Here is a 22421-nt window from a genome sequence, read left to right on the forward strand (position 1 = left end):
CACGACGATCAGCAGCGCGACCGACGGATTGACGGCGCCGGCATGCGTCTCAGCTGAGGCTGTGGATGAACCGTGCGCTGTGGATGGCGCGGAATGCGCGGCGCACAGGGAAAGACACCGGCGCCGTTTTCTACACCTGGGTTGCTGAACCACGCGGTCTACGACGCAGGCGTCGAAAACGGCGTGGAGGGAAAAAGGCACCGACGCCGTTTTCTACATCAGGGTCGCTAACCCACGCGGACTACGACGCAGGCGTAGAAAACGGCGTGGAGGGAAAAGCGCAAGGCAAGCGCAAGGGAATGCGCAGGGGAGGCCCCGACGCCAGGCCGCGACGCCAACCCCTTACGCGCTGGCTTCGTCCTCGACCTCGGTGGTCGCGTACTCGATGAACGACGTGATCTCCTCGACCGCGTGTCGCGCATCGGGGTTGATGTCGAAGCTCAGCTGGAACATGTGCATTGCCCTGTCCCACACTTGAATCCACACGGGAACACCGCTGGCCTGGAGCTTGTCGGCGAGGGCGAAGGTGTCGTTGAGCAGCATCTCGTGCGTGCCGACCTGGAACAGGAACGGCCCGAGTCCGTGCAGGTCCGCCTCGGGCGGCATCACCGGAGTCGGCCGGGTGCCGTTGACCGTGGCGAACACGTCGTAGATGAACTTCACGGTCATGAACGGGAACAGCACGTCGCGATGCTCTTGCAGGGCACGGTATTTCAGATCCATGTCGGACGAGGTCAACGGGGAGAGCAGTACCTGCCCGGCGGGGACCGGCAGTCCGGCGTCGCGCGCGGCCAACGCGGTGTCAGCGGCCATCAGGCCACCGGCTGAATCACCGGCCAGGACAATCCGATCGGGCGCGAACCCGAGCGACAGTGCGAAGCGGTAGCCGTCGAGCCCGTCGGCGACGGCATCGTCGATGTCGGCCTGGGGGGCCAGTCGGTAGCCGACGTTGAGCACGCGTGCCCCGGTGCTGGCAGACAGCTTCGACACGAAGCGGCGGTGCGAGTTCAGGCCAAGGGTCACCAGCGCCGAGCCGTGTAGGTAGACGATCACCAGATCGGAGTCGCGGGCCTCGGGGGCGATCACCCATTCGGCCGGGCAGTTGGGCAGCGCCACCGGTGTCACCTCGGTGCCGGGCAGCGGCTTGATGATCCGCAGGGGCCGGTCGATGACGTCGAGGTGTGCGCGCTGCAGCAGGGCGGGGGCGACGCGGTTGATGCCCATTCCGATCAGGGTCAGCAGGCCCAGCAATGGGCGGACGAAGATCGCGGTGGTCCAGCCGAGTGCCCTGGACTGCAAAGATGCGGGGCCGAAGTGCACGGTGGTGGGCCGGCTAAGCCAATCGAGCGAATTCACGATACCCAGGGTACCGGGTACCTGAACGCACCCGGTTCAGACCCGACTCACGGCATGACGATGGTGGCCTGGGCCTCGATCGCCTTGTTGATGTCGGTCAACGTCGTCTTGTCGCGCTCGTTGGCGTCGGCGTTGATCTGCAGCACGTAGACGCTGCCGGGTGCCTGGATCACGACAGTGGTCTGGGTGATCGCGCGACGCTGGCCGCCCTTGGCATAGGTACCGGCCAGGTGCACGGTGGGGAACCCGCTGATCTCGCCACGGGTCACGTCACCGCTGAACTTGTAGTCGGCCAGGTTCTGCAGCTCGTTGGGGGCGAACTCGAGCAGCTTGTTGGCGTCGACGTCACCGGCCAGCTTGGAGATCAGCGAGACGACCGACGGCGGTTCGGTCGGGTTCGCGGGGTCGTTCACGATCGCCGAGTAGGCCCAGGCCGGGGTGCGGGGACCGGCGTCGATCCATCCGGGCGGAGTCGGCATGGTGAACACCGGTGCGCCCGGCTCGCCGCGGTGGACGGGCGTTTCGACGATGCCGCTCTGCTTGATGTAGTCGGCGATGGTGAAGGCGTGCCCCGGTGGTTTCGGGGCGGTGGTGGTTTCCGGGTCGGATGTATCCGTGGCGACCGCGGAGGTGGTCTCGCCCCCGCCGCCGTTGCTGTTGTCGTCGCCGGCAGTCACTGCCAGCGTGATGCCGCCGACGAGCAGAACCGCCGCACCGATTGCGGCGGCGGCCACGATGATGTTGCGCCGGTTGTTCGACTTCTTCGGGATCGGGTTGTGCGGCAACGGAGGCGGTCCGAAGTTGGTCTGCTGTTGTGGCGGCCCGACCGGTCCTGCCGGCGGCCCAACGGGCCCTGACGGCCCGGCGGGGCCTTGCATCCCGACTGGCGCACCGCCCGCAACGGGTTTGCGGGAGGAGATTTCGTTGCCCGCCCACGACGAGGTGAACACCGGCGGTTCCGACGGGGATGCAGCCCGCGGGTTCGACGGCGAGAGCGGGGCGGCCGGCGGGTTCGCCGGCTTCGGGATGATCAACGGGGTGGTCGGTGGCGCCGGCTCGTGAGCGGGTGCCGGGGTGCGCACCTCGGGGGTGGTTCCGGTGGCCGCCTCGGCGAGGGCGACGGCGAAGTCGTGGCAGGTGTCGTAACGGTCCTTGGCGTCCTTGGACAGTGCCTTCGCCATCACCGAATCGAACACGGCCAGTTCGGGTTTCGTGTCGGCAAGCTTGGGTGGCGGGGAGTTCAGGTGGTGGCTGATCACCACAGCCGGGTTGCTGTGTGCGAACGGCGGGGTACCCGTGAACAGGCGGTAGGCGGTCGCGGCCAGTGAGTACTGGTCGGCTCGACCGTCAAGGGGTTGGCCCATCAACTGTTCGGGCGCGGTGTAGGACATCGAACCCACGGTGATGTTGGTCGAGGTGAGTCCGTTGACCTCGTCCGCGCGCCGCGCGATGCCGAAGTCGGTCAGCATGATGCGGCGCTTGGCGCCCTGTTTGCTGGTGAGCAAGATGTTGGCCGGCTTGACGTCACGGTGCAGCAGCTTGCGTTGATGCGCGTAGTCCAACGCGTCGCCGACGGCGGTGACGACCTCGATGACGTCCTCGGCCGGCATGCCCTTGGGGTACTGATCATGCAGCAGCTTGGCGGCGTCGTGTCCGTCGACGTAGTCCATCGAGATCCACAGCCGGTCCTCGAACTCGCCGCGGTCGTGCACGCCGACGATGTGGGGATGCCACAGGGTGGCGGCCATATCCGCCTCGCGGATGAATCGTTGCCGGAACTCATTGTCCGAGCTGACGCTGATGGGCAGCACTTTGAGGGCGTCCTCGCGGGGTAACCGCGGGTGGGACGCCAGATAGACCTCGCCCATGCCACCAGTGCCCACCAACCTGACGATGGTGAACCCTGCGAATTCCTGACCGCTAGCCAACGGCATGGAGCGCAGACTACCGGTCGCGCCGCTCGGACAACGACTATGTCCGGCTGTGGCCGCACGCGGCGGGTCGTGATTCTGGCGGGTGGCGATGTGCGCGCGCGTGTTCAGTCGTAGCGTGGAGTGGTGAGCCAACCCAAAAACGATGGTCGCCGGCCAGCCGGCTCCGGCGATCTGCCTCGTACCGTCGGTGAGCTGCGTGCCTCGGGCCATCGTGAGCGGGGCGTCAAAGCCGAAATTCGAGAGAACCTGCTGTCTGCACTCGCGGATCGTCGCGACGTGTGGCCGGGCATCCTGGGATTCGAGGACACGGTGATCCCGCAGCTGGAGCGGGCCCTGATCGCCGGGCACGACGTGGTGTTGCTCGGTGAGCGCGGCCAGGGCAAGACTCGGCTGTTGCGTGCGTTGACCGGGCTGCTCGACGAGTGGACGCCGGTGATCGCCGGGTCCGAGTTGGGCGAGCACCCGTACAGCCCGATCACACCGGAGTCGATCCGCCGGGCCGCCGATTCCGGCGACGATCTGCCGATCGAGTGGCGTCACCGCAGTGAGCGGTACACGGAGAAGCTGGCCACCCCGGACACCAGCGTGGCCGATCTGGTCGGCGACATCGACCCGATCAAGGTGGCCGAGGGCCGCAGCCTCGGTGACCCGGAAACGATCGCCTACGGGCTGATCCCGCGGGCACACCGCGGCATCGTGGCCGTCAACGAGCTGCCCGACCTCGCCGAGCGTATTCAGGTGTCGATGCTCAACGTCATGGAGGAGCGCGACATTCAGGTCCGCGGTTACACGTTGCGGCTGCCGCTGGACGTGCTCGTCGTGGCCAGCGCCAACCCCGAGGACTACACGAACCGCGGCCGGATCATCACCCCGCTCAAGGACCGGTTCGGCGCCGAGATCCGTACGCACTACCCGCTGGAGATCGAGGACGAGATCGGGGTGATCCGCCAGGAGGCCCAGTTGGCTGCCGAGGTCCCGGATTACCTGCTCGGTGTGCTGGCCCGGTTCGCTCGCAATCTGCGTGAATCGAGCTCGATCGACCAGCGTTCCGGTGTGTCGGCCCGGTTCGCGATCGCCGCGGCCGAGACGGTGGCGGCCTCGGCGCGGCACCGCTCGGCGATCCTCGGCGAGGACGATCCGGTGGCCCGGGTGGTTGACCTGGCCACCGTGATCGACGTGCTGCGCGGCAAATTGGAGTTCGAGACGGGCGAGGAGGGGCGTGAGCAGGCGGTGCTGGAGCACCTGCTGCGACGTGCCACCGCTGACACCGCACAGCGGCTGCTGGGCGGCATCGACGTCGCCCCACTGGTGGCCGCGGTCGAGGAGGGCTCGCCGGTGACCACCGGTGAGCGGGTTTCGGCCAAGGACGTCCTGGCCGCGCTGCCGGATCTGGCCGTCGTCGATACGCTCGCCTCCAGGTTGGGGGCGGTGTCGGTCGGTGAGCGGGCCGCAGCGGTCGAATTGGCCTTGGAGGCGCTGTATCTGGCCAAGCGTGTGGACAAGGTGACGGGGGAGGGCGAGACGGTCTATGGCTGATCCCGGTCGGGCGCACGGGCACACCTCGCGGTATTCGCGATACACCGGTGGCCCCGACCCTCTGGCACCTCCGATCGATCTGCGTGACGCCCTCGAGCAGATCGGTCAGAGCGTCATGGAGGGCAGCTCGCCGCGCCGCGCCCTCTCCGAGCTGATGCGTCGCGGCACCGAGGGGATGCGCGGCACCGACCGGCTGGCCGCCGAGGCCAACCGGAAGCGCCGGGAGCTGTTGCAGCGACACAACCTTGACGGCACGTTGCAGGAGATCAAGAAGCTGCTCGACGAGGCCGTGCTGGCCGAGCGCAAGGAGCTGGCCCGCGCACTCGACGACGACGCGCGGTTCGGCGAGCTGCAGATGGAGGCGCTCTCGCCGTCGCCGGCCAAAGCCGTTCAGGAACTGGCCGACTACGACTGGCGCAGCCCCGAGGCGCGGCAGAAGTACGAGCAGATCAAGGATCTGCTCGGCCGGGAGATGCTGGATCAACGTTTCGCCGGCATGAAGGAGGCGTTGGAGAACGCCACCGACGAGGATCGGCAGCGGGTCAACGACATGCTCGACGACCTCAACGATCTACTGGACAAGCACGCCCGCGGTGAGGATACCCCGCAGGATTTTCAAGACTTCATGGACAGGCACGGCGAGTTCTTCCCGGAGGGCCCGCAGAACATCGACGAGCTGCTGGACTCGTTGGCCAAGCGGGCCGCCGCCGCGCAGCGGTTCCGCAACAGCCTGTCGGCCGAGCAGCGTGCCGAGCTGGATTCTCTGGCGCAGCAGGCTTTTGGTTCGCCGTCGTTGATGAATGCGCTGGGCCGGCTCGACGCGCACCTGCAGGACGCCCGGCCGGGCGAGGATTGGACCGGTTCGGAGCGCTTTTCCGGTGGCGATCCGCTGGGCATGGGGGAAGGCGCCCAGGCGTTGTCCGACATCGCCGAGTTGGAGCAGTTGGCCGACGCGTTGTCGCAGAGCTATTCCGGGGCGTCGATGGACGACGTCGACCTCGAGGCGCTGGCCCGTCAACTCGGTGACGACGCCGCGATCGATGCCCGCACCTTGTCCGAGCTCGAGAAGGCCCTGGTGAACCAGGGTTTCATCGACCGCGGCTCCGACGGCCAATGGCGGCTGTCGCCCAAGGCCATGCGCCAGCTCGGCCAGACCGCGCTGCGTGATGTGGCGCAACAGCTTTCGGGTCGGCACGGGGAACGCGACACCCGTCGGGCCGGTGCGGCCGGGGAGCTGACCGGGGCCACCCGGCCCTGGCAGTTCGGCGACACCGAGCCGTGGAACGTCACCCGCACCGTGACCAACGCCGTGCTGCGCCAGGCCGGGACCGGGATCGTGGAACGGCCCATTCGGTTCGCGGTCGAGGATGTGGAGATCTCCGAGACGGAGACCCGCACCCAGGCCTGCGTGGCGCTTTTGGTGGACACCTCGTTCTCGATGGTGATGGAGAACCGCTGGCTGCCGATGAAACGTACGGCGTTGGCGCTCAACCATCTGGTGAGCACCCGGTTCCGCTCAGATGAGTTGCAGATCATCGCCTTTGGCCGGTACGCGCGCACCGTGACCGCGGGTGAGCTGACCGGGCTGGAGGGTGTGTACGAGCAGGGCACCAATCTGCACCATGCGCTGGCCCTGGCGACCCGGCATCTGCGTCGTCATCCGAACGCCCAGCCGGTCGTGCTGGTGGTGACCGATGGTGAGCCCACCGCGCACCTGGAGGATTTCGGTGACGGCGAAGGGTCGTCGGTTTTCTTCGATTACCCGCCGCACCCGCGCACGATCGCTCACACCGTCCGGGGGTTCGACGAGGTGGCCCGCCTCGGCGCACAGGTGACGATCTTCCGGCTGGGCACTGATCCCGGCCTGGCCCGGTTCATCGATCAGGTTGCCCGGCGGGTGCAGGGCCGTGTGGTGGTGCCCGATCTCGACGGCCTGGGCGCAGCGGTGGTCGGCGACTACCTGCACTCGAGGCGACGCTGAGCCCTCGCCGCACCGAGTGCGATGCGAATGTCGCCGGCAACGTGGCGGAGCGACCCCTGCGTCGCACTCGGCGTGAAATGCGCTCGCGTAGTCTCAGTTTGCGATGGGGGAAATGAAGCGAGTCGCGGGTGTGGCCGTGGTGGCGGCCGGGCTGATTCTCAGCGGGTGTACGCAGACGACGGAGGGCACGGCGACGGCCGGGTTCGAACCGTCCGCGCACTCGACGGGTTCGGCCGACCCGACGGCGCCCGGATCGCCCGGCTACAAGGCCCAGGCGTGCGAGCAGCTGCATTCGGATCGCTGGATCGAGCTATCGGGGACCGCTCCCGACGAGCCCAGGGTGCGCATCGCGCAGCCGCCGGGCTGGGAACCGGTGCCTGAGTTGGCCAAGGACGCAGTCAAATTGGTGCTTCGCAATGTGTCGCTCAGTGACGGCGTGACGAATCCCGCCGTGTCGGTGGCCACCGGGGATGCGACCGACGGCGACAGGTCGCCCAAGGATCTGCTGAACGACAGTGTCCAGGGCTTCGAAGTCGGTGGCGGACAGAACATCACCCAGGTACCTGCCGAGATCTGTGGGTTCCCGGCGTTGATGGCCAACTACACCGTGCCGCCCGGCGAAGGTGGCAAGACGATCTACGTGACCGCGGTGACGGTGATGGTGCCGCTCGGGTCGAAGGTGTGGAACGTGGTGGCGCTCGCGCAGAGCACGGCACCCAACAACGAGACCTATATGGCCGACGCTCAGGTGATGTTGGCCGGGATGCGCATAGCCATGCCCCGCTAGCCCGCATTTGCTGATGTTGTCGTTTGCCGTCGGGTAGCTTCTGCTCATTCGAAATGGGCTGAGAGGCGACGGCATGACACAACGCTGGGGCGGACGTGTTTTGCCGGCATCTCTTCTGGGCGGGATGGCATTGGCTACGGTGGCTGCGCTGGGGGTCACGCAGCCGATGACCGCGGTGCAATTGTCGGCGCTCGTCATCGGTGCGAGTTCGACGAACCCCGGCGGTGACGGTGTCGCGGATTTCTATGGCGGCCTGTACCGGCAGGGGTGGGACGAGCCGGTTGTCGCGAACTTCTTCACCGGCCCGTTCGGGATCTATCAGGCCATCCGGGAAAACAGCGGTGACGATAACAATGTGGTGCTGTCCTCGGGCTGGGGCGCGGCTAACGCGAGCCTGCTGCTGACATACGGCAAGCTGACCCACGATCCGGTGGTCACCCAGCCCGCGCTGTATGTCCTCGACAACAACGTGGCGAGCCCCAACGGCGGATTCGGCACGCGCCTGCCGTTCTTCGCGGCAATCGGGGTGAACCCGATCCCGACGCCGACGGACCCGGGTGTGCCCGTGGTCAACGTGGTCTACGAGTACGACATCAACTCCAACATCCCGGCGTACTTGTGGAACGCACCCGCGATGGCCAACTCGTTGATGGCCTATCTCGATCGACGGCTCAACCAGGACAGCCTGGATTTCCCGATCGACGCCGAGGGCAACGTTCGTGATTGCGACGCCACGTGCCAGGAAACGCTGGACTCGGGCGGTACGGTCGTGCGCCAGACGGCCGACGGCACGGTGCGGATCAGCAAGGTCGACGACACCACTTACGTCGGCTACGAGTCCGAGAACCTGCCGCTGGTGTCACCGCTGCGGGCGTTCGGGGAGCCGGGCAACCTGCTGGCCGACGCGGCCACCCCCGCGCTGCGGGCCGTGGTCGATTACGGCTACCCCGACAACGACCCGTTGGCCAACCCGCAGAAGTACACCCCGGCCCGACTGATCCCGACGCGCGCGGAAACCGAGCGCTTCGTCCACGACTTCACCGCCGGGGTCGAGGAGGGTGCGAACATCCTGCGCGACGGCGGCTCCGCGGCCAGGCCGTCACCCGAGCCGGCGGAGGTTCGTGTGCCGGCGACGCGTCCGTTGCTGCGCAAGAGCCCGGACTTCTCCCCGAAAGCGCTGGGCCGTGACCATGCCGCGGGTCCGCGGCGAGCAGGCGCGTTGCCGGGCGAGCCGGTGTTCGACGGAGTGCGCGCCTGGACCAAGAAACTGCGCGGCGAAGGCGCGGCGACCACACCGGGGCCAGAACCGTCGGAAGACGACGGCGCTTCAACCCCCAGCTGAGGAAATACCCGGCTCGGAACAATGCCGTAACACGCCCGCAAATTATTCAAAGGGCCAATGGAACCCCTTTTCTTTGCATTGGCAATAACCGGAGCCGCCGTGGAGCGTGTAATCATCCTTCGGCGCTACAACTATTGCGTACTGCAACAATGATCAGGCGTGCCGGAGTGGCCGCTTCAATTCATTGCATTGGCAATAAATTGGGCGGCTGGTGATCGACCGGGCCCAGCGGTTCGGCCCGGAATCGTTGGATAGATATCGCTCTGACCTGCGAACTTGGTCAGTGGCGGAAATGTGCGGCCCAACGCCGCGAGGCGGGCGCCCGGGGTGTTGACATACGTGGAACGGGCTGGCCGAAGATATCGCCCAATTGGGTGGCGATCCGGCGATCTTGATTGCGGGCTGCGACCGCCGGATTGATTATTTTTTGGCAGCGTTTATCGGTTGCAGGAGAGCAAACTGACCCATAGCATTCTCAGCAGTTTCTAAGTTGCCGCCGGCGCAGGTGCGGATTCTCGGGAACGGCCGTTTCGTCCTCTAGCTAAGGGGCTCACCGCATGGCTGTACGTCCGCTTGTCACGACCGGTGCCGCGCTCCTGAGCGCGGCAGCTCTCATTACCGCGACTCCGGCGTTGTTCGTACCGCGTGACCAGGTCACCGTCGCTGCCCCGACTGCGCTGGCGCCGACCCAGTTGACGCAGGAGCAGATCAATCTGCTCGCGCTGTCGCTGCAGGGTGCGTGGCAGGCATTTACCCAGGGCTATGGCGGCTACGCACCCCCGGGTCAAGTCCCCGCAACTGCCTACCTCGACCCGAATGGGCAAACTCCTGCCCAATACGTCCCGAGCGGGAACGCCCCGCTGTACGACGCGGCGGGTAACCAGCTCTTCCTGCAAAACGGGGTGACGCCCGCGACGACCGGAGATCTCAGTCCAGCGGGCGATCCCATCCAGTTTTACGACAACAGCGGCGCCCCGGCCTTACAGGACGCACCCGGCGACTGCACGGCCACCGGAGCGGTCTGCCAAAAGGGCTTCACCGGGTTGGCGTACTACCTCAGCGATGAACTGCTGCCGCTGGGCAACGTGGACAACATCTTCTTCGAGGGCGGCTTCACCGAGCTCGCGCAGGTTGCGCTGGCTACGGTGGCCCATGCAATCGACCAGGTCGTGCCGCGTCTAGATCTGGAGAAGCGAGTCAACGACTTCTTCGACGGTGGCGCAACGAAACTGGTCGGCAATCTGCTGCTCGACAACCTGCCGCAGGACGGTTACGCCTACGGCGTGACCAACTCCTTCTTCTTCGGATACGGCACCAACACCGGCATCTACGCAGCGTTCACCTACGTGGTGGACGCCATCGTGCAGGGCACTCCGACGCCTGACCCGAACGCCATCAATCCGCTCGGACCGGCAGGGGATCAGGTTCAGACTCTCGACCCGGTCAATGAGAACACCCTGATGCTCGCCAAGACCACGACGGAGTCCACCCCCACCTCCACCGGCCTGCCGAACTTCAGCAAGCTTCTGAGCTTGCCGACGCCGAAGCTCGACGTCGAGTCGCCGTGGAAGAAGTTCACGGAGCAGCTGGGGGCCCCTGTCGAGCCCAAGCTCGTCAAGAATCTTGACGTCACCGAACAAGACGTGGTCAATGGCACCGAGAACCCGGGCGAGGGCGGAGCCGCCCCATTGGTTGCCGGGCTTCCGACGCCGGAGCCTCCGAAGTTCGAGCTACCGAAGGCGCCCGAGTTCAAAGCGCCCGAGTTGAAGGCGCCAGAGACGAAGCCCGACTTCACCCCCAAGAGCACGGTCCGGGACAAAGAGGTTGCGGCGGAAGAAAACCCGAACAAGGGCTCCGACCCGAAGGGCGGCAACAAGGTCACGCCGACGATTCTCTTCGGGGACGGCGGGCCGAAGGGTGAGTCCAACGGCAGCAAGTTCCTCAAGAAGCTCGACAAGGCCTTCAACGATGCCACCGGCGCCGGCAAGGACAAGGACAACGACAAGGGAGACAGCGGCGACAAGTAGCCCTGTCTCCGCGAGTCGGCGTCGATACCGACGACAGTCAACGGGTCCCGCCGCTGAACGCGATCTCAGGTTTCTCTCATGCTCTGAAGGCGCCTGAGGTGTTCGCTACGGGCCTGTGACCTCGGTTTATTGACTTATGTGTAACGGGGTGTCCGCCCCATCCCCGGTTGCCGTCCTTTCCCTGCGGTGCCAATTTGAATCAATGGCGGCCGCGGTCACCGTTTTCGCGGCGTGCGGGAAGGCGGCATCCCGGGGGTAATTGGCCGGCCCGCGGGCGTGGTCTGCCGCAGCGGCGACGCGGGCGCGACACCGGGCGGGGCTCGCGTCGAGCGGCGATGCGATCGGCAACGATCGGTACCGGCTTCGGGTGGGCTGACCTAGGAAAATGGGTGGACTCGTCGCGGCGTCTCCGCAGAACCGGCACGCTCGTATCCGCGAGTGTGCCGGGGTCGCACGTGCGGTGGGTGTGCCACGGATTCCTCAGGCGGTAACCCGCGCCTTTGCGCACAGTGAGCCCGGCTGCAACGGGATTCGAAATTAGCTGACGATGCACCGGTCGGGAATGTCCCGTTGTGCATCGAAATTTTTGTCAGAGTCGCGTCGCCAATGGAGTGCTTGCGGTGGTGCGTCCGTGGCTCCTGCCCCCGCAGATGAAGGTTGCGGGAGGTCGTGACGGGAATTACCCTTCTCAAGGACTTTTAAGGTTCTACGCAGGTACCTGCACGGATTCTCACGGATCCAGCTCACGCACGAGATAAAGGGGCCACACCCATATGGCAGTCCGTCCGCTTGTCACCACTGGCGTCGCCCTCCTCAGCGCTGGCGCGCTTGTTGCCGGGACCCCTGCGCTGTTCGTTCCCCGCGACGAGATCACGGTGGCATCGTCGGCCATAGAAGCTCCTGCGCAACAGACTCTGACGGCGGAACAGATCAACCTGGTGGCGCTTTCGCTGCAGGGTGCCCTCGGGGCGTTCGGCGATGGCTATGGCGGCTACTACTACCAGGGCTATGTTCCCGTCCCCACCGCCGGCTACGTCGTTGTGGACGGCAAGCTCGTAGATCCGAAGGCCGAGACCCCGGCTGGGACAGAACTGTTCGACGCGAATGGCAAAGCCCTCTACGTCGAGAAGGATGGTCACCTCGTCCGCGCCACGGTCGGCGACATGGGCGAGAAGGTCCAGTTCTACGACGCGGCCGGCAACAAGTCCCTGGAAAACGTCTACGATCCCGGCAACTGCTCTGCAACCGGCGCGGCGTGCCATGACGGTTTCACCGGTCTGGCCTACTACCTCAGCGACAACATCCTGCCGGTGGGCGATCTGGACAACATCTTCTTCGAGGGCGGCACCACAGCCTTCGCTTATCTCGGTTCAGTGATCGCCGCTGCCGTCGTCGACGGGTTCGATCCCACCGGACGGCTGCAGCTGTCGAAGCGAGTGGACGAATTCTTCGCGGGCGGGGCCGCTTATGTGGTCTACAGCGTGATCAACGACAACCTGCCGGACACCGCCGTGGGCAAATGGGTCAAGGGGCTCAACGGCACCTTCTACACCGATGGCATCACGGGCGTCGTCAAGTACGTCGTGGAAACCGTGCAAGCGTTGACGGCCCCGCCGGAAGAAGAAAAGGCCAACACCTTCAGCCTGCTGTCGGCGCAGGATGAGACCGAGGCAACGACAAAGACGGAAACCGAGTCGGGTGTCAGCTCCACCACCCTGCCGAACGTCAGCAAGCTCCTGAGCCTGCCGACGAACTTCGAGTCGCCGTTCAAGAAGCTGGTTGAGCAGCTCGAGGCACCCGCCGAGCCCAAGCTCGTCAAGGCTGTCGACCTCAAGGAAGAGACCACGGTCGACGACACCGTCGTCGAGGGCGCCACCGACCCCGTCACCCCGGCCGTCGAGGTGCCGAAGCCTGACGCTCCGAAGTTCGAGCTCCCCAAGCTGCCGAAGCTGGACCTGGGTCTGGACCTGACGCCCAGCACCACGGTCAAAGAGGTCAAGGACGTCAAAGAGACTGCGGCGCAGGAGGAGTCCGAGGCGCAGTCCGGTAAGACCGAGTCTGCTGACGCCGGTAAGACCGAGTCTGCTGATGCGGGTTCGACCAAGTCTGCTGACACGGGTTCGGCGGGGGTCGCCAGCAAGAGCCCGAACAAGTTCGCTCCCAAGTCGCGCACCACCGAGCGCAAGAAGTCGGCCGGCGAGAAGTTCGTCGAGAATGCCACGAAGAATCTCGAGAAGGCCTTCAAGCCCACGACCAAGGCCGGTGCGGGCAAGCAGGAGACCGCCAAGTCCGACACCGGCAGCGACTCCTCCGGAGCCAAGGCCGGCAACACCGACACCAAAGACAACAAGGGCACCAAGGACAACAAGGACTAGTAGCGCCTGAGTTCACGTAACGGCCCCCTCCAAAACGGAGGGGGCCGTTGCGTTTTCACGTACCTTGAGGACCACTGTGGACGAGCTGTGAATTCTCGTGATCATGTGCCGAACAGCAAATGAACAACGTCGCCACTACCTATCGCTGGCGCCCGAGGTGCCTTAGGTTCGCTGGCGGGCCGGTGGCAATGTCAGCTGCGCGGCCCGAATTTAGCTGCGGCGCAACGCCACTCACGAGAGGTAACAGGCATGGCAAAACATCGGAAGTTGTCCGAGCGGTCGGTGCGGACGCGGACGTTGGTTGGGGGTGTCATCGCGGGCGGTGCGTTGGCGGTGGCTTTGCCGACAGGGCTGGCATCCGCTGACTCCAGCGCGTCGGGTAACGCGGTGGGCAGGCCCGCGTTCGACAACCCCGCGCCGGGAGTCCGGGCGGCCCAGGCCGTCGGCGACAAGGTGTTCAACCAGACGCCCGGCGTCAACAAGACGCTCGACGACAGCCCGCTGGGCGAGGTGTACCACACCAACTTCGGCACCGGGAACTACGCCGATCCCAGCAAGGGCACCAACGGTGCGATCCAGGGCGAGCTGAACGTCAACGCCGGCAAGTACTACTACAACGAGACGCAGAAGTACTCGAACCAGTACCTCGGCAACAAGATCCTCCCGGACGAGAAGGACCTGCCGGGCACCCTGCCGAAGGCGATTTCGGGATCGGCTGTCAACGCCTCGAGCGCGAAGCCTTCCAACGCCAACAAGTCATTGACCTGCGTCGCCGCCTCAAGCTGCAACCACTGATCGTTGGACACAGAGACGGGCGGGCCTTCGGGCCCGCCCGTTCTTTATTGCCTTGGTGTCAGGCCCGTGAGGGCCGCGCTCAATCGGTCTGGTTACGGCGCTTCTTGCGTTTGACGCTGACGCTGCCCCACAGCGAGAAACCGCGGATGTGCACACGCGGCGCCCCGGACGTGCCCGCCCCGTCGACGCTGTCATCGAAGTTCCCCATCACGCCCATGCCATCGACATCCACATTCACCTCGGGTGGCACCAGGATGGTCTGTCCGCCGAAGATCGAATAGGTGCGGACCTCGACATCGGGCGCGGTGAAATCCGCGTAGCGCAGATCGACCACGCCGCCGCCGAAGAGTGCGAATGTCGTCAGCTTCTTCGGCACGTTCCACCGGCCGCGGCGTTCGAACCCGCTCAAGATCGCCAGCAGCACCGTCGAGGGGGCGGGGCGACAGTGGCCGGCCGAACAGTTCACGGCGCCGGGGAGGTCGCGACTCAGCCGCGCCAGATCGTCGTAGGTCTCAGCCGCATAAGCCTTTGCCAGCCGGTCCTCGTACTCAGGCATCGGCAGCCGGCCCGCGGCGGCAGCATCAGTGAGCAGCTGCGCCACCTGAATGCGGTCGGTGTCGGCAGCGCGCATCGACCTGCCCTGCGGCGCTGAAGTGCTCATCGGTGTCGAGCCTACGACGATCGCTGTCACATGCAAGACCGATGGCCGAACTGTGTCGCCATGGTTGCGACAGTGAACCCTGTTCGGCGTAGGCGATCTATCCGCCGGCGCCCAGATAGTCCTGGAACGATGCACCGTCGACCGCGTTTTCCGGGGTCAGATTGGCTCCCGACCTGTAACCGCCGACGATGCGGCCGGGGAGGGTGAATCTGGCCACGCGACGCACGCTGTTGTGTGCTGAGAGATACATTTGTCCCAATTCTGGGTGACTGTGGACGCTGGGGCCGCCGATGTCGGGCACCCGTCCGGCCGGCTCTGTATCGATCAATGCAACCAGTCGGGTGGCCACATCGCGGGTGTCGATGGGCTGGAATCGGACGTCGCGCAGCGTCCACAAAAAGGGTGAGAACCGCTGCACCGAGAACGTCTTTTCGATTAGCTCGTGGAACTGGGTGGCGCGCAGGATCGTGTGCCCGACACCGGACGTCTCGAGCGCCTGCTCGACCCGCAACTTGGTCTTGTAATAGGGAAGCGGGATGTCGTCGATCCCGACGATCGAGATATAGATGAGGTGCCCGACGCCCTTGCGTCGCGCAGCTTCGATCAGGTTCCGGGCCGCCCTGATGTCCTTACTGCCGGCGGCTTGAGTCGCGCAATGGACGACGACGTCCACGCCGTCGAGTGCGACATCCAGACCGTCGGGCTTGAGCAAGTCGGCTTGGTGCCAATGCACGCCCGTGTATCCAACCCGGTCCTGACGGCTCAGTGCGCGGATTTGATGACCGGCCGCGGTCGCCTCAGGCACCACGTGGTGGCCGAGAGTGCCGGTCGCCCCGGTGACGAGCACAGTGCGTGGCATATTGGCCACGCTACCGACGCGTCACCGGGGGTGTCAGCGATTACGCGGCCGCGTCGGACGACTTCTCGTTCTTCTCGGCCTTGACCTTCTTGGTCTGGGGCTGCTTCGCCTTCTTCGAATCCTTCTTCATGCCGCTGGTGGCGTCCTTGATGTCCTTGGCGGCATCGTCGACCGCACCGCGCACTTTGGCGACGGTCTCCTGGACGGACTTCTTGACGGGATCGCCGGCGTCAGCGGCGTGGCGGGCCTTCGTCCGGGAGCTCGCCGTCTTCTGCAGCGAGTCCTTGTCCACACCAAGAGCTTTGAGGACATCCTTGCCGGGAGCGGGCTTGGCGCCGGTGTCGGCGTCCTTGGCCTTGGCGTCGGTGCCTTCAATGTCGGCGGCGGGGGCTTCGAGGCTGAGCGTCTTCAGCACGTTGTCGCCCGACGGGACGGACGTGATGGCCTGCTTGCCGGACTGCTTGTTGGCCGTGGATCCGTTGACCTTGAGCATGTTGTCGATGGCCGTTTCCATCTGAGCGTTGATGCCATCGAGCGCGTGCGTGACGGGGGCCAGGCCCTTCTCGACCGCGTCGAACATGGGATTGGCGCCGTTCTGGACGACTTCGAGCGCATCCCTCATGGCCTTGGCGACCGCCACCGTCAGCGCGTTCTGCACGATCGGCTTGAAGTCGGCACCCGGAAGCGCCGGGGTCCAGGCTTCCGGGTTCAGGGCGTGCTCCTGAATGCCGTCGATCAGTGCGTTGAACACAACCTGATTGGCGGCCAGCTGCTGCGTCGGGGTGAGGGGAGAGTGCCACAGGTAAGCCTGATCGCCGGCTTCGCCGAACGTGCGTTCCAGGGTGTCGGGGTTGACGTCCTGGTAGCCCATGTTGACCATCTTCCGCAGCGCATCTTCGACGCTGTCGGTCAATGGAGTCGGGATATGAACGCCCGGAACAAGATTGGCCAGATGCGGGATAACGCGGAACGGTTCGAGCAACGGGAGGTTGCCCGAGTCGTAGGTGATGTACGTGGCCTTGCCGGGGTAGTTGAGGACGTTCACGTTGAAGAGCTTCAGCAGGTCACCGAGGACCGGGATCATCTGCAGACCTTGGCCACCGGTCGGGTCCAGCATCACCTTGACGCCGTCGAGTATTCCGGCACCCAACTTCGGCAAGACATGGCTGCCGATGTTGTTGCCCTCGTCTGGGAGCAGGTAGGTGAGGAACACTCCGGCTGCCAGAGAGTTGGCCCAGGCCAGCGGGTTCAGGGTGGTGGGCACATCCGACAGTGGGTTGTAGGCCCAGGTGATATCCAGGATCGAGGTGTTCAGGACCTTGGTCTTGTCGGCATTGGTGTAGCTGCCCGCATCCGGAGTGGTGAGGTCGAGTCCGAACAGGTTGGTGAAAGGTGTTGCCAGTGCGAACAATCCGCCACCCGGCCGACTGACGTTGTTGACGAAGATCAGCCACTGACCCGTCACCCCGACGTCCCAGTTCGGGTCATTCGACTGGACCGCATTGATCATGTCGCGGTAGGCCATCGAGGTGGTGAGACCGCCCAGGCTCTCGGACAGGATGATGTCGCGGCGCTGATTCAGGACCGGGGCGTGTTTGACGATCCAGTTGATGAAGGCATTGTTCTCGCCGAGCCCGAACATCTGGGAAAGCCCGGTGAAGGTGTAGTCCAGGTCATTGACGGTGTTGTACACGTCGCTGGGCATCGGGCCCTTGACCCCGGCGTCGATCGGCGAGATCTTGTCCAGAACGTTCAGCAGCGTGATGGCGACGTTGGCCAGCTCGGTGTTGCCGGTCAGGCCCCCAGCGGCCTTGATCACGTTCTCGGGGGTGATCCCGAGGATCTGTGCGGTCCAGAAGATCGGGCCCACTCCGTAGATTCCGACGATGTCGGGGATCTGCCCGGCATCGGCGACCAGCTCGACATCCGCTTGCACACTGCGGTTGTGGGCCGCGAGCGCCTCCGGCGCGGAGGACGCAACACCTGCGGTCAACGCCGCCGTGGTGGCGACGATCGCCGCCGCGGTGGCAGCTGCCTTGGCCTTGTGCAGACGGGGAGGGATGGGCTGTGACATCGAGCGGGCCGCCTTCGAAGTGTGATGTAGCCGACAAAGTGCTTGCACACTGTAACAACGCCTATTAGCCCCGTCGCAAATTTGCCCAGATGACCCGACTGCGTCGTGTTTCGGGACGTCTGCCGGCGAACCCGAAAGCGGTCTCAGCCGAGATCGCCCGGACCTCCCATCGCCTTGCGATCGCTTGGCCTACTTCGAAGAATGCCGACATGGCATGACGAGCGTGGTGAAATCACCGTCGTCGGCCGACCGGACGGTGGCCGGTTGGTCGGGCCCGCGGAGGTCGAGCATCAAGTCGTTGCCAATTGCGTGGCTCACCGCTGGGTACAACGTGGTCAGCTCGAACCAGAGCGTCAGGTCGGGGCCAGACACGGTGCCGTTGAGTTCGACAGCGCTGTCGGGCAGTAGGAGGCTCGGCCGGCCGGCCGCCATCCGAAGGCCGACCTTCTCCGGCACCTGCTGCTCCAGCGCCTTGAGCACGTCCTGCTTCTCGACGCTGACGCGATGTGACACAGGGGGAAGTGAACTGACCAGAAGCCGGTAGTCAGGAAAGGTCTCGGTCAGCAGGCGGCAGTGCAGCACGGCGCTGTCGGCCATGCGCAGGCTCAGGCTCCGTTCGCTCGCTTCCAGCGTCACGATCGGGGTTCGTCGAAGTCGCGAGGCTGTGGTCTGGAGATCGTCTGCGGCCAGAGTTCCTGCCCAACAAGCGGCAGGCGGTTGGTTGGGCACAAGCGTCCGCGTGGCCAGGCGATAGCGATCGGTCGCCGTCAGCGAAATGGCGTCTGGATCTGCTTCCAGGCGCACACCATTCAGGACTGGGAACTCGGGATCGTGAATCGTGGTAGCCACGACCTGATCGATCGCCGCGGCGAGGACCGGACCCGAGAGCGCGCAAATACTGAGGCGAGCCGGCTCCCCGAGAGACGCCTTGAGCGTCGTGGCGGCTCGTTGAATCCCGGCTGCCTCCGCGGCGACCTTGGCGACTTGATCGTCGATCAACTGCGCCGCCTCTTGGGTGCTGGCGGTGAAGAACCTGCCGATGGTGGGCAGCGGCATCCCAATCTCACGCAGCTGACGCAACTGCGAGGCGCGAACGAGCTGCGACTCGCCATAGAGTCGGTACCCCGTGAGCGGGTCGACCTGCTCGGGATCAAGCAAGCCTGCGTCGTCATAAAACCGCAACGCGCTCGCGGTCAGCCCGGCGAGCTTCGCGAACACGCCGATCGACATCAACTCTGGGTCAGCCACCCGAACATCGTCGGGCCTCAACCAACTTGAATGTCAACCGCGACGAGAGCCGTCAACAACGTCTCGCCCCGCAACAGCTAGTCGGGCGGTCGTCGACGTCACCAGAAAGTCAGCACCTATGTGCCGGTGTAGTCGACAGGCCAGTGCTTGATGCCGTTGAGCCATCCGGACTTCAGCCGTTCGGGATCGCCGACCGGCTTGAGGTCGGGCATGTGATCGGCGACGGCGTTGAAGATCAGGTTGATCGTCATCCTGGCGAGGTTGGCGCCGATGCAGTAGTGCGCCCCGGTGCCGCCGAAGCCGACGTGCGGGTTGGGATCACGAAGGATGTTGAAGCTGTACGGGTCGTCGAACACGTCCTCGTCGAAATTGGCCGAGCGGTAGGACATCACGACCCGCTGCCCCTTCTTGATCTGCACGCCGTGTAACTCGACATCGGTGAGGGCGGTGCGCTGGAAGGCCGACACCGGCGTGGCCCAACGGATGATCTCGTCGACGGCGGTCTTGGGTCGCTCCCGCTTGAAAAGCTCCCACTGCTCGGAGTATTGGGAGAAGGCGATCATGCCGTGGGTGATCGAGTTGCGGCTCGTCTCGTTGCCCGCGACCGCCAGCATGATCACGAAGAAGCTGAACTCGTCGTCGCTGAGCTTCTCGCCGTCGATATCGGCCTGGACCAGTGCGGTGACGATGTCGTCTGTCGGGTTCTTGCCGCGCTCCTCGGCCATCTTCTGGGCATACGCGATGAGCTCGACCGACGATGCGACCGGATCGACATCGGCGTACTCGGGATCGTCGCCGGCGGTCATCTCGTTGGACCAGCGGAACAGCTTGTCGCGGTCGTCCTGCGGAACACCGAGCAGCTCGGCGATGGCCTGCAGCGGCAGCTCACACGCCACCTGCTCGACGAAATCGCCTGCGCTCAGGGCCACGGCGTTCTTGGCGATCTGCTGCGCGCGGAAGTTGAGTTCATCCTCGAGCCGCGAGAGTGCACGCGGGGTGAAGGCCCGGGAGATGATCTTGCGCAGCCGCGCGTGCTGAGGGTCGTCCATGTTCAGCAACACGTTGCGCTGCAAGTCGATCGCCTCGCGGGTCATCGTCTGGGGCCACACCGGGATCGCGCCGTCCGGGGAGGTTCCGAAGACGTCGTTTCGCTTCGACACCTCCTTGACATCGGCATGCCGGGTCACCAGCCAGTAGCCCCTGTCGCCGAATCCTCCGGTGCCGCCGGGGACGTCGACCCAGTGCACGGGTTCGGTCTTACGCAACTCCGCAAGTTCGGTGACGGGAAGGCCCGCGAGATTCAGGTCAGCGTCGAGCGGATCGAAGCCTTCGGGCAGATTTGGACGAGTCATGTGACGAGCGCTCCTCGGCTTCTCAGGGACGGGCGATGACAACGCCCCATCACCTTGCGCTCAGGCGCGAGCCGCAACTAGGGCCATTAGTCCCTATTGGGCCTTTGTAGCCTGGGTTTAACGTAGCGATCCAGTGGAATCAGGAACGTGTTCTAGTTTGCTGAGTGGTAGCTGGAGGTGACGGATTTGAGTAAGGATTCGACTAGCGCTGGCGTGCGTGAGATCGATGTCGGCAAGCCGCCGACACGGTTTGCCCGTGGCTGGCACTGCCTGGGGCTGGTCTCGCAGTTTCTGGACGGAAAGCCGCATTCGATCAATGCGTTCGGGACGAAGCTGGCCGTCTTCTCCGACAGCGAGGGCGCGGTGCATGTTCTCGATGCGTACTGCCGTCATCTCGGCGGCGATCTGTCTCAAGGCGAGGTCAAAGACGATGCCCTCGCGTGTCCGTTCCACGACTGGAGGTGGGCGGGCAATGGCCGCTGCACACAGGTCCCGTATGCAAAACGTGCTCCACGCCTCGCACGTACACGTGTGTGGATATCAAGTGTCCGTGCAGGTCTCCTGTTCGTCTGGCACGACCCGGAGGGGAACGCGCCCTCGCCGCACCTCGACATTCCCGAAATTCCGGAGGTTGGTGACGAAACCTGGACGGAATGGTCTTGGCGCACTGAGCTCATCGGCTCCAACTGTCGGGAGATCGTCGACAACATCGTCGACATGGCGCACTTTTACTACATCCATTTCGGGTTTCCGACCTACTTCAAGAACGTGTTCGAAGGGCAGGTCGCGTCCCAGTATCTTCAGACGATCGGCAGGCCCGACGTCAACTTGGGTGGTTCGCACTACGCAGGCGAACAGGTACTCGATTCCGAGGCGTCCTACTTCGGACCGTCGTTCATGATCAACCGGCTGCACAACAGCTACAGCGGCTACGAAGTCGAAGCGATCTTGGTGAACTGTCACTACCCGGTGACACCGGATTCCTTTGTGCTGCAGTGGGGCATCATGGTGCGCCGGCCGCAGGGGCTGACCCCCGAGGCCACGGAAATGCTGCTGAAGGCGTTCACCGAAGGTGTCAGCAGCGGGTTCCTGCAAGACGTGGAGATATGGAAGAACAAGACCCGTATCGACAATCCGCTTCTGGTCGAGGAAGACGGTCCGGTCTACCAGCTGCGCCGATGGTATGAGCAGTTCTACGTCGACGCCGCAGAGGTCACGCCGGAGATGACCGATCGGTTCGAGTACGAGGTGGATACCGCTGCTGCCAACGAATATTGGCGCAACGAAGTCGCGGAGAATCTTCGGCAGCACGCTGCGGCGGCAGTCCCCGAATAGCGGCCGAGGATTCAGAAATGTATGTACTCAATACAATTGGGAAGGTAGTTCCATGACTTCAGTTCAGCTACTCAATGCCCCAGCGGTGTGCGACACCCAATCGGTTCTGGCGGGTGTCGACGAGTTGTTGCCGCTGCTCCGTGAGCGTGCCCAGGTCACCGAGGACACGCGCACGATTCCCGAAGAATCCTTGAGGGCGCTGGAGGACATCGGTCTCTTCAAGCTGCTGCAGCCCGAACAGTGGGGCGGCCTGCAGTGCGACCCCACCATCTACTGTGAGGCGGTGCGCCGGCTGGCCAGTGCCTGTGGTTCCACCGGTTGGGTGGCCGGCGTTCTCGCCGTGCACAATTGGCACCTGGCGCTGTTCGATCAGCAGGCGCAAGAGGATGTCTGGGGCGACGACCCGGCCGCACGCATATCGTCGTCGTATGCCCCGATGGGTGCAGGCACCGTGACCGAGGCCGGCGACGGCTACATCGTGAGCGGCGAATGGCAATGGTCGTCCGGATCTGCGCACGCCACCTGGACCTTCGTCGGTGGCCCGGTGATCAAGGACGGCCGGCCGGTCGACTTCGGTAGCTTCCTGATCCCGCGCACCGACTACGAGATCGACGACGTCTGGAACGTGGTCGGCCTGCGCGGCACCGGCAGCAACACCCTTGTGGTCAAGGACGCGTTCGTGCCCAAGCACCGCTTCCTGTCCTACAAGGCGATGAACGACGGCACCGCCGGCGGGTATGAGACGAACACCGCCCCGGT

At 64.9% G+C, this 22421-nt stretch carries 16 protein-coding genes; 9 read left to right on the forward strand and 7 right to left on the reverse strand.

What is annotated here, in order from left to right; translation table 11 throughout:
* Positions 1–342: 342 nt before the first annotated feature.
* Both ACWEFV_RS28890 and ACWEFV_RS28895 read right to left on the reverse strand, forming a co-directional pair.
* Positions 343–1356, reverse strand: coding sequence for an alpha/beta hydrolase (locus tag ACWEFV_RS28890; RefSeq protein ID WP_450072689.1), 1014 nt, complete (start codon positions 1354–1356; stop codon positions 343–345).
* A gap of 47 nt (positions 1357–1403) precedes the next feature.
* Positions 1404–3290, reverse strand: coding sequence for an LpqN/LpqT family lipoprotein (locus tag ACWEFV_RS28895; RefSeq protein WP_135457983.1), 1887 nt, complete (start codon positions 3288–3290; stop codon positions 1404–1406).
* A gap of 123 nt (positions 3291–3413) precedes the next feature.
* On the opposite strand from ACWEFV_RS28895, the gene ACWEFV_RS28900 reads away from it, so the two are divergent.
* From ACWEFV_RS28900 to ACWEFV_RS28930, 7 genes are all read left to right on the forward strand, one after another.
* Positions 3414–4826, forward strand: coding sequence for a sigma 54-interacting transcriptional regulator (locus ACWEFV_RS28900; RefSeq protein WP_210115577.1), 1413 nt, complete (start codon positions 3414–3416; stop codon positions 4824–4826).
* Positions 4819–6807, forward strand: coding sequence for a vWA domain-containing protein (locus tag ACWEFV_RS28905; RefSeq protein ID WP_450072690.1), 1989 nt, complete (start codon positions 4819–4821; stop codon positions 6805–6807). The genes ACWEFV_RS28900 and ACWEFV_RS28905 overlap by 8 nt, the downstream gene beginning before the upstream one ends.
* A gap of 112 nt (positions 6808–6919) precedes the next feature.
* Positions 6920–7594 (forward strand): hypothetical protein, encoded by a 675-nt coding sequence (locus ACWEFV_RS28910; protein WP_135457979.1) that lies wholly within the window; start codon positions 6920–6922, stop codon positions 7592–7594.
* Between the two features lie 124 nt (positions 7595–7718).
* Positions 7719–8936 (forward strand): PE-PPE domain-containing protein, encoded by a 1218-nt coding sequence (locus ACWEFV_RS28915; protein ID WP_450072691.1) that lies wholly within the window; start codon positions 7719–7721, stop codon positions 8934–8936.
* 557 nt (positions 8937–9493) lie between these two features.
* A complete protein-coding gene (locus tag ACWEFV_RS28920; RefSeq protein WP_450072692.1) occupies positions 9494–10963 on the forward strand; it encodes a hypothetical protein in 1470 nt (489 codons plus the stop codon).
* A gap of 773 nt (positions 10964–11736) precedes the next feature.
* A complete protein-coding gene (locus tag ACWEFV_RS28925) occupies positions 11737–13338 on the forward strand; it encodes a hypothetical protein (protein WP_450072693.1) in 1602 nt (533 codons plus the stop codon).
* 249 nt (positions 13339–13587) lie between these two features.
* Positions 13588–14133, forward strand: coding sequence for a hypothetical protein (locus ACWEFV_RS28930; RefSeq protein ID WP_135457973.1), 546 nt, complete (start codon positions 13588–13590; stop codon positions 14131–14133).
* 79 nt (positions 14134–14212) lie between these two features.
* Here the strand turns inward: ACWEFV_RS28930 and ACWEFV_RS28935 are convergent, their stop codons facing one another.
* The 5 genes from ACWEFV_RS28935 to ACWEFV_RS28955 form a co-directional block, all read right to left on the reverse strand.
* Positions 14213–14794 carry a DUF1707 SHOCT-like domain-containing protein gene (locus ACWEFV_RS28935; protein ID WP_450072694.1) on the reverse strand — a complete coding sequence of 194 codons (582 nt, stop codon included), beginning with the start codon at positions 14792–14794 and terminating at the stop codon, positions 14213–14215.
* A gap of 97 nt (positions 14795–14891) precedes the next feature.
* Positions 14892–15653, reverse strand: a complete 762-nt coding sequence (locus tag ACWEFV_RS28940) for an SDR family oxidoreductase (RefSeq protein ID WP_450072695.1) — start codon at positions 15651–15653, stop codon at positions 14892–14894.
* Between the two features lie 40 nt (positions 15654–15693).
* Positions 15694–17727, reverse strand: a complete 2034-nt coding sequence (locus ACWEFV_RS28945; protein ID WP_450072696.1) for a PE-PPE domain-containing protein — start codon at positions 17725–17727, stop codon at positions 15694–15696.
* 189 nt (positions 17728–17916) lie between these two features.
* Positions 17917–18975 carry a DNA polymerase III subunit beta family protein gene (locus ACWEFV_RS28950; RefSeq protein ID WP_450072697.1) on the reverse strand — a complete coding sequence of 353 codons (1059 nt, stop codon included), beginning with the start codon at positions 18973–18975 and terminating at the stop codon, positions 17917–17919.
* 116 nt (positions 18976–19091) lie between these two features.
* Positions 19092–20327, reverse strand: coding sequence for a cytochrome P450 (locus ACWEFV_RS28955; RefSeq protein ID WP_450072698.1), 1236 nt, complete (start codon positions 20325–20327; stop codon positions 19092–19094).
* Between the two features lie 186 nt (positions 20328–20513).
* Between ACWEFV_RS28955 and ACWEFV_RS28960 the strand changes: the two genes are divergently transcribed.
* Positions 20514–21662: a Rieske 2Fe-2S domain-containing protein gene (locus tag ACWEFV_RS28960; protein ID WP_450072699.1), complete on the forward strand. Its 1149-nt coding sequence runs from the start codon at positions 20514–20516 to the stop codon at positions 21660–21662.
* Between the two features lie 52 nt (positions 21663–21714).
* A partial coding sequence (locus tag ACWEFV_RS28965; RefSeq protein WP_450072700.1) for an acyl-CoA dehydrogenase family protein occupies positions 21715–22421 on the forward strand: 707 nt, incomplete at its 3' end.

It is taken from the genome of Mycobacterium sp. NPDC004974 (assembly GCF_053600815.1).

Excerpts from the sequence above, each read along its gene's own strand:
- ACWEFV_RS28930 (WP_135457973.1), top strand. The coding sequence starts at position 13,588 with ATGGCAAAACATCGGAAGTTGTCCGAGCGGTCGGTGCGGACGCGGACG.
- ACWEFV_RS28940 (WP_450072695.1), bottom strand. The coding sequence starts at position 15,653 with ATGCCACGCACTGTGCTCGTCACCGGGGCGACCGGCACTCTCGGCCAC.
- ACWEFV_RS28905 (WP_450072690.1), top strand. The coding sequence starts at position 4,819 with ATGGCTGATCCCGGTCGGGCGCACGGGCACACCTCGCGGTATTCGCGA.
- ACWEFV_RS28910 (WP_135457979.1), top strand. The coding sequence starts at position 6,920 with ATGAAGCGAGTCGCGGGTGTGGCCGTGGTGGCGGCCGGGCTGATTCTC.
- ACWEFV_RS28895 (WP_135457983.1), bottom strand. The coding sequence starts at position 3,290 with ATGCCGTTGGCTAGCGGTCAGGAATTCGCAGGGTTCACCATCGTCAGG.
- ACWEFV_RS28935 (WP_450072694.1), bottom strand. The coding sequence starts at position 14,794 with ATGAGCACTTCAGCGCCGCAGGGCAGGTCGATGCGCGCTGCCGACACC.
- ACWEFV_RS28955 (WP_450072698.1), bottom strand. The coding sequence starts at position 20,327 with ATGACTCGTCCAAATCTGCCCGAAGGCTTCGATCCGCTCGACGCTGAC.
- ACWEFV_RS28920 (WP_450072692.1), top strand. The coding sequence starts at position 9,494 with ATGGCTGTACGTCCGCTTGTCACGACCGGTGCCGCGCTCCTGAGCGCG.
- ACWEFV_RS28915 (WP_450072691.1), top strand. The coding sequence starts at position 7,719 with ATGGCATTGGCTACGGTGGCTGCGCTGGGGGTCACGCAGCCGATGACC.
- ACWEFV_RS28925 (WP_450072693.1), top strand. The coding sequence starts at position 11,737 with ATGGCAGTCCGTCCGCTTGTCACCACTGGCGTCGCCCTCCTCAGCGCT.
- ACWEFV_RS28945 (WP_450072696.1), bottom strand. The coding sequence starts at position 17,727 with ATGTCACAGCCCATCCCTCCCCGTCTGCACAAGGCCAAGGCAGCTGCC.